We start from the raw sequence: 7,872 nt of genomic DNA on the forward strand, positions 1-7,872 counted from the left end.
TAAGGTACCCATGAACAAGGAATAGATTTTAGCTATTTTAACTCCATTTTAGCCTTGTTTTTGAAAGGACCTGTATTTGAGTATACATGATTGAATTTAATTCGCCACAGAGGGATATTCAGATTGAATTATTAATTATCAATGTTTTTTGTAACAATTTAAGCATAAAGTGCCGAAAAAATTGTTAGTTTCCAGCATTTCCCTTAGAATTCACCTAAGTATTCGAAATATATTTATATAGAGAGATTTATGTCTGATTTCTATCAAGACTTTAACAAACGGCGTACATTTGCCATTATTTCTCACCCCGATGCGGGTAAGACCACGGTTACTGAAAAATTGTTGCTGTTTGGAGGTGCCATTCAGTTAGCAGGAACAGTTAAAGGGCGTAAAGCAGACCGACATGCTACTTCTGATTGGATGGAGATGGAAAAGGAGAGAGGTATTTCCATTACTACCTCGGTAATGCAATTTGTCCATAATGAGCATGTGATGAATCTGCTGGATACTCCAGGCCATGAAGACTTCTCTGAAGACACCTATCGTACTTTGACTGCCGTTGATTCTGCTTTGATGGTTATTGACGTGGCCAAAGGGGTTGAGGATAGAACTGTCAAATTGATGGAAGTCTGTCGACTCCGTGATACACCTATTATGACCTTTATCAATAAGCTTGACCGTGAAGGACGCGAGCCTATTGATTTGCTTGATGAGGTAGAATCTGTATTAGGCATTCAGTGTGCACCAATTACCTGGCCTGTAGGCATGGGCAAACGATTTAAAGGAATTTATCACCGTTATGAAGATATAGTCTATCTTTACCAACACGGAAAAAATGCTCAGAAGCAAGAAGCAGTACAAATTAAGGGATTGGATAACCCTCAATTGGATGAGTTGCTGGGTGAGAGCGCGGAAGAACTTCGCGACGAAATTGAGTTGGTAAAAGGGGCTTCCCATGAGTTTAATCTGGAAGCCTATTTAGCAGGCAAAATGACACCGGTATACTTTGGTTCTGCTATTAATAATTTTGGTATTAAAGAATTGCTGGATGATTTTGTTCAATACGCACCAGGCCCTCAGCCAAGAGCAACTCAGGAGCGAACTGTTGAGCCACATGAAGAAGCATTTTCTGGATTCGTATTCAAAATTCAGGCGAATATGGATCCTAAACATCGAGATAGAATTGCTTTTCTGCGGGTTTGTTCCGGAACTTATAAAAAAGGAATGAAACTGAGTCATCTGCGTATAGGTAAAGAAGTCCAAATTGCCAATGCTTTAACGTTTATGGCAGGTGATCGTTCTCATACAGAAATTGCTTTATCAGGTGATATTATTGGTTTACATAACCATGGCACCATCCGTATCGGTGATACGTTTACTCAAGGTGAGGCGCTTAAATTCACGGGCATTCCTAATTTTGCTCCAGAGTTATTCCGGCTGGTACGTTTAAGAGATCCCTTAAAAAGTAAGGCATTGCTGAAGGGATTGATCGAATTATCGGAAGAGGGAGCAACTCAGGTATTCAGGCCGTTAAACAGTAATCAATTGATTCTAGGTGCTGTGGGTGTTCTACAATTTGATGTTGTTGCTCATCGCCTAAAGCATGAATATAAAGTGGATTGTATTTATGAATCAGTCAGCGTGTCTTGTGCTCGCTGGGTTTATGCCGAGGATGAGAAAGCATTGAGCGAATTCCGTGATAAAGCTTATGATTATTTAGCTTTGGACGGTAGCGACACGTTAATGTATCTTGCTCCTACACGAGTCAATCTGATGATGGCAGAAGAACGTTATCCTAAGATAAAGTTCCACGCAACAAGAGAACATTAGGTCAGCTATGGCGCCTTGTGGCATGAGCTACTGTCGTTAAGTAAGGGATTAACATTGCGTAATGCAGGAAAAAGCGCCTCGGTGTTCATCCATCTTGTTCTGTCTGGAGCTTGAATATCGCTGTATGATGGCCCGTTTTTGCGGGCGACCCAGCCCGAAAGTAAGTGTGCATCAGATAGGTAATTTATTCAAATTAAATAAAAAAGAGTTGTCATTACGAACAAAGTGAAGCAACCTAATACGTCGTTTTAACGAAACATCGTTCTGGGTTATTCGCTAAGGCTCGTAATGACAAAATTTACGTACCCTGTGAACGATCAAGGCCCTCAAGTTAAGAAACATACCTTTTCGAAGTCCGTCTGTCCTCTCGCCCCTTGGGGAGAGAGTTAGAGAGAGGGGGAGTATGTGGCACAAAATTCATTAAATTGATGTCATTTTTTGGGTGCTCAGAGATAAGCATCAAAAAAATTATTTCGAATCAACATATTAAAATGAATTTTGGGGGCATAGTGACGCAAACGAGGCCTTCAGTGCGAAGTCGCGATAATTCGGATTGAGATGTTCAGTATCATGTCTTAATGAATTGATACCTGGGTTTTAGCGGAACTGTAACCCAGGATTGCTATATCATTGATGCATATTAAGTGATTCTGTTTACTTAACTTGTGCATGATTGATGTTTAGGTTGAACACGTTGCTTTAATAGCATGTTGTCCCAGATTGGTAATTCTTACTTTGGCTCCGGATTCTGCGCTGATTTTCAGAATTTCACCATGGTGAACAATAACGTGCATTGACTCGCCCTTGGTTAAGGTAACTCCATTTACTTTGCCTTTTTTAGCTAACGCTTCAGCTAATAATTCGTTGCCTTCGTCTTCGGTCGTAATTTTACAATTAGCTTCAATTTCCCAATACATATAATTAATAAATGTTTCTGGTTTATTTGGGGCTAAAATGTATTCTAGTGATAAGCCAGGTTGCAGACTATGAGTTGTTGAATACACGTTAGTACTTAAAGTTACAGCTGCGCATAATAGGGAAAAGCCAATTTTTCGTAGCATAGAAAGCTCCAATGTGAAAATTTAACGGGCTAAGATACATTTATTTTGCTTACATGGCAAACTAAACGGCATTTTCGCGCGGGATTTGAGCAGAACAGGGTTTATTGGACGTGTCACAGGGAGCGTTTTTATTGCATTTTAAGAAGATCCGTCATTCCATCTTCGCGCTGCCATTCCAGTACGCCATCCTAAGTATAGCGAAGGATCTTCTGAATCTGGGGAGGTACCGTTGTGAGCTTTAGGTCGCAGGGATGGGCATTTGTATACGTTCAAACTAACCATAAACATTAGCAGGGGCTGCTTATGGTTCTACTCAGCCCCTAATTATTAATCAATTTATTGGACTATATTTCTTCCAAAGCTTTTGATATGGATTCAATCATGGTCTTTGCATCACCAAATAGCATGTAAGTATTATCGTGAAAAAATAGATTGTTCTCTACTCCAGCATATCCTGAAGACATTCCTCGTTTAACAAATAACACTGTTTTAGCTTTTTCTACTTCTAATACAGGCATTCCATAAATAGGTGAGTTTGGATCTGTTTTGGCGGCCGGGTTGGTGATGTCATTTGCACCAATAACCAATGCAACATCACAGGCAGCAAAATCTCTATTAATTTCGCTTTGCTCAAAAACGAGATCATATGGAATATTGGCTTCTGCGAGTAACACGTTCATGTGACCGGGCATACGACCTGCAACTGGATGAATGGCAAATCTCACTTTTATCGAACGTGCCTCAAGAGCATCTACCAGTTCTTTTACGGCATGTTGAGCATGAGCCACGGCCATACCGTAACCAGGAACAATAATTACATCCTTGGCATTACTCAATAGAAATGCAGCGTCTTCTCCATTGGCTTGTCTTACATTTCTGGATTCATCTCCTGCATGAACCTGAGTTGCTGAGCCAGCTGTACTTATTCCGCCAAAAATGACATTGAATATAGAACGATTCATACCAACACACATGATGTAACTTAATATCGCTCCACTTGCCCCAACAAGGGCACCAGTAATAACCAACAAATCATTACTTAGTGTAAATCCTATTCCAGCAGCAGCCCAGCCTGAATATGAATTCAGCATGGAGATTACAACGGGCATATCTGCTCCGCCAATTGGAATGATTAATAAAACACCAATTAGGAAGGCCAAGCCAGCCAGCACAATAAAAAGGCACAGGCTTTGATTCATTAAAAAGACGATAAAGAAACCCAAAATGGATAAAGCAATAATCAGATTTAAATAGCTTTGTCCCATAAAGCGTACTGGTACTCCAGACATAATGCCTTGTAATTTTAAAAAGGCAATGATAGAGCCCGAAAACGTAATGGCGCCAATGATTAACCCCAAACTCATTTCAACAAGACTCGCTGTCGCTATTGCTCCTGGACTGCCAATGTGAAAAGATTCAGGGGATAAGAAGGCACAAAAGGCTACTAATACAGCCCCCATACCTACTAACGAATGAAAGGCTGCTACTAATTGCGGAATAGCAGTCATATTGATTTTTAGAGCAATAAAAGTACCGACGATTCCGCCAGCGACAATCAAACCAAGCAGTAAATAATGATGGAAAATATCAGGCATCATTAGGGTAGAGCCTACGGCAAGCGTCATACCTAATATTCCAAGGAGATTTCCTCTTCTTGAGGTGGCAGGACTAGCTAAACCTTTTAAGGCAAGAATAAAGCATACAGCTGCTAATAAATAAAATAGGGGAACAATTGAATTCATTGTTGATTCCATCCTTAGGTCATTATTTTTTATACATGCGAAGCATGCGTTGAGTTACAACGAATCCACCAAAAATATTAATGGAGGTAATGAATATTGCCAGACCTCCTAACCAGGTAATGGAGCCAGTCAACTCGCTTCCTGCTGCAATCAGGGCACCCAAAATGATAATACTGGATATGGCATTGGTCACAGACATCAGCGGGGTGTGCAGGGCGGGCGTTACTTTCCATACGACGTAATAACCAACAAAACAAGCCAAAACGAAAATCGTCAGTATGGTGATGTAAGGATTCCCCAGTGAATGAACTTCATGCATTTTGATTCTCCTTAGACACTTTGAATGGAAAATAGTTGCCGTCATAGCAAAGCACAGACTGTTGAATGATTTCATCATCAGGATTAAATGATATTTCGGGAGGATGGGAAGCCAATAAATTAATTAAATGTACCAGATTATTCGCATAAAGCTCACTCGCGGTGCTGGGCACAAGGCCTGCCATGTTGCTTAGTCCTATTACTTTGATTTCACCATGCATTATGATTTCTTCAGGCACGCTCACTTCACAGTTTCCACCTCTTGATGTAGCAAGATCAACAATGATTGAGCCGGGTTTCATTTGTTCAATGGTTTTTTTGGAAAGCAGAATTGGCGCCTTACGACCCGGTATTAATGCCGTTGTGATGACTATATCTGCCATTCGAGCGTATTGATCAATTAATTCTGCTTGTAATTTTTTATATTCATCGCTGGTTTCAGATGCATATCCACCTGCTGTTTCACTATCCTGTTCCATACTTACTTCGATGAATTCAGCACCTAGGCTTTCAACTTGTTCTTTAGCTGCCCGTCTTACATCAAAGGCATATACTACTGCACCTAGGCGTTTGGCTGTTGCAATGGCTTGTAATCCAGCTACACCAGCTCCCAGGATTAATACTTTTGAGGGTTGTATCATACCTGCTGCAGTCATCATCATAGGAATGACGCGATGGTATTGGGTTACAGCTTCGAGAACAGCTCTATATCCTGCCAGGTTCGCTTGTGATGACAAGCTATCCATGCTTTGAGCGCGGCTGATTCGGGGAATTAAATTCATAGAGAATAAATTTATTTTCTTCTTCTGGCACCGTTGGATAAGCTCTCCATCGGGCTCATTATCAATGGGGCCAACGAGTAACGAGTTTGGTGGTAATCCATCCAAATCTTTTGGATTAGGTTCGCTGACACAAAGTAAGATATTTGTTTGTTTCAGTAACTGTTTTTTATTATCAATTACCTGAACTCCCGCAAGTTGATATTCTTCATTTGAGAAGTCTGAGGCCAGTCCGGAATTTTTTTCAATAGCTACTTCAAATCCCAACTTTATCAATTGCTTTGCTGAGTGGGGAGTAATTGCTACACGAGTTTCATTCCCTGTTTCCAATAATGCTGCGATCATCATGAGAAATCCTTTTTACCTATTGTATAAACTTTCCTGTTGTAAATTAGGATAGTTTGCTACTGGATAAATTGTCAATGAAGATTGGGTCTAAATTTTGCATGCATCAGTAAATGCACGGTTTGGAGCTATAATATAGGAATAAAAAAGGGCATATACAATACGCCCCGTTTTATTGAAAGTGGTTATAGACAGCAAGATTGCTTACAGTCCTGGGTCACTAGGTGGATTCCTCCGGAATGCTTTTGGCTTCTTAGTCTTGCTAAGCTTGCTCACCACATTCTCAATCTGGCTTCCAATGTTGTGATATTGGCTGAACAATGTGTACCGCCTATGATTCTATAATAGGCCAGTATTTCTGTTTATTCCACTTGTTAACAGGTGTTTTTTGCAAAGATTTCGTTAAGTGTTCCTGAGTGTTGATTCATCCTTTTGTTTTTAAACAATATTCTAAAGTTCATCGACTCTAACTATTTCTTTGAATAGATATTATCGCGATGTCCAGGACTACAAATAGTCTCCTTTGTCGGGCTTCTGAACATGCATGGGGATTCATATAAATAGCTAAAGTCGAAGAAGGTTAAGCATTTCGATGAAATAGTGATTTATTAAACAGGCTTTGAAATGGTCTTCTTGTCGCGTATTTTTTACCTGTCCCCGTCTTTAAAAATATTTGGGTGAAATAGATTTTACCGTGTTTATCTCGCGCAATTCCAATACCGGTCAGATTGTAGTTACCATCAATATTTCGTTTGTGGCCAGGGCTTCGTAACCAATTTTTCACAACATCCTGAGCATCTTTATAGTTATAAGCCACATTTTCAGCGCCTGCATTAGAATCTTTAATTTGGCTATGTAATCGGTCTATACGCTGGTGGAAATATTTATGACCAAATCCCATTTTGTGAGTTGCCATATCCATGGAATGTTGCTTTGCTTCTTTTACAATGCGGTTGTCCATTTTTAATGGCGTAAGCCCGTGTTGTTGTCTGTATTCATTAATATAAAATAAAATAGCATTTTGAATTGCAGTATCACCATCGGTTTTATTGGGGGCTTTGTCAGCATAACTGAATTGAAATAACGATAAAAAAATGGAAAAGAAAATAATCAATTTTCTTGTTTTGGTTAAATACATAGTCTAGCCTCTTTAATTAGAAAAATAATGTGCTGAATGGTTACTAAAAATCAATCATTTGTCTATAATTTGTGTGATCTAAAAATGCTCTTTGTATTTGTATTTGAATCTAACGGGTTTTTATTTGATCGGCTCGGGCCGTTTGGTTTCAGGGAGAAATGAAGAATCAATCTATTAAAACCTCACCATGCCAACCATCACCGGCGTTAAGCAAAGTACGTCATCCAGGCCAAAATCTTTAACTTACTTGCAGTGACGCAATCCATGGGGATGAACCATCTGTTATCTGCATTAAATTTTTTTTCTTCCTGAATGTGCTATAACTATATATGGGCAGGTAATGATCATGGAGGAGTCAATGAATGCAAAAAAAGATCGTCCTGAGATTGAAAACATTAAAAATATATGTGAAACATCACCTGGTACTAAAGAGACTAAAGATGTCTGTGATGCGGTAAATCAAAAAAAACTCGTGAAGAAGGCAAAAAACACCCCAGAAACACGCCAATTCTCTGAAGCATTCTGCTAAGCCAGGGAATCACTATATTTCCGAAAATAAAAAGTCAAAAAATATGGAGAATGAAATGGTTAATAACTCTCCCGTTGCGAGCCATGGATAGCCGAAGGCTAGGGCGAGTAGTCCCTGGTAGCCTTAGGGC

7 protein-coding genes are annotated in these 7,872 nt (G+C 39.7%); 2 read left to right on the forward strand and 5 right to left on the reverse strand.

Features of this window, described 5'->3' with window-relative positions:
* Positions 1-249 precede the first annotated feature (249 nt).
* Complete coding sequence (locus Q0495_RS13235; RefSeq protein ID WP_298627118.1) at positions 250-1,830, forward strand: peptide chain release factor 3; 1,581 nt, start codon at positions 250-252, stop codon at positions 1,828-1,830.
* 680 nt (positions 1,831-2,510) lie between these two features.
* Here Q0495_RS13235 and Q0495_RS13240 read toward each other — a convergent pair.
* The 5 genes from Q0495_RS13240 to Q0495_RS13260 all read right to left on the reverse strand — a co-directional run bounded on the left by Q0495_RS13240 (position 2,511) and on the right by Q0495_RS13260 (position 7,213).
* Positions 2,511-2,891, reverse strand: a complete 381-nt coding sequence (locus Q0495_RS13240) for a hypothetical protein (RefSeq protein ID WP_298627120.1) — start codon at positions 2,889-2,891, stop codon at positions 2,511-2,513.
* Positions 2,892-3,235: 344 nt separating this feature from the next.
* The gene (locus Q0495_RS13245) at positions 3,236-4,633 is read right to left on the reverse strand and encodes an NAD(P)(+) transhydrogenase (Re/Si-specific) subunit beta (RefSeq protein WP_298627122.1); all 1,398 of its coding nucleotides are present in this window, start codon (positions 4,631-4,633) and stop codon (positions 3,236-3,238) included.
* A gap of 22 nt (positions 4,634-4,655) precedes the next feature.
* Positions 4,656-4,952, reverse strand: a complete 297-nt coding sequence (locus Q0495_RS13250; RefSeq protein WP_298627124.1) for a proton-translocating transhydrogenase family protein — start codon at positions 4,950-4,952, stop codon at positions 4,656-4,658.
* Positions 4,945-6,078, reverse strand: coding sequence for a Re/Si-specific NAD(P)(+) transhydrogenase subunit alpha (locus tag Q0495_RS13255; RefSeq protein ID WP_298627126.1), 1,134 nt, complete (start codon positions 6,076-6,078; stop codon positions 4,945-4,947). Before Q0495_RS13255 ends, Q0495_RS13250 begins: the two co-directional genes overlap by 8 nt.
* A gap of 577 nt (positions 6,079-6,655) precedes the next feature.
* The gene (locus Q0495_RS13260; protein WP_298627128.1) at positions 6,656-7,213 is read right to left on the reverse strand and encodes a CAP domain-containing protein; all 558 of its coding nucleotides are present in this window, start codon (positions 7,211-7,213) and stop codon (positions 6,656-6,658) included.
* Between the two features lie 358 nt (positions 7,214-7,571).
* Between Q0495_RS13260 and Q0495_RS13265 the strand changes: the two genes are divergently transcribed.
* A complete protein-coding gene (locus tag Q0495_RS13265) occupies positions 7,572-7,742 on the forward strand; it encodes a hypothetical protein (protein ID WP_298627130.1) in 171 nt (56 codons plus the stop codon).
* Positions 7,743-7,872: the final 130 nt, after the last annotated feature.

It is taken from the genome of uncultured Legionella sp. (genome assembly GCF_937871865.1).
Lineage (GTDB): Bacteria > Pseudomonadota > Gammaproteobacteria > Legionellales > Legionellaceae > Legionella.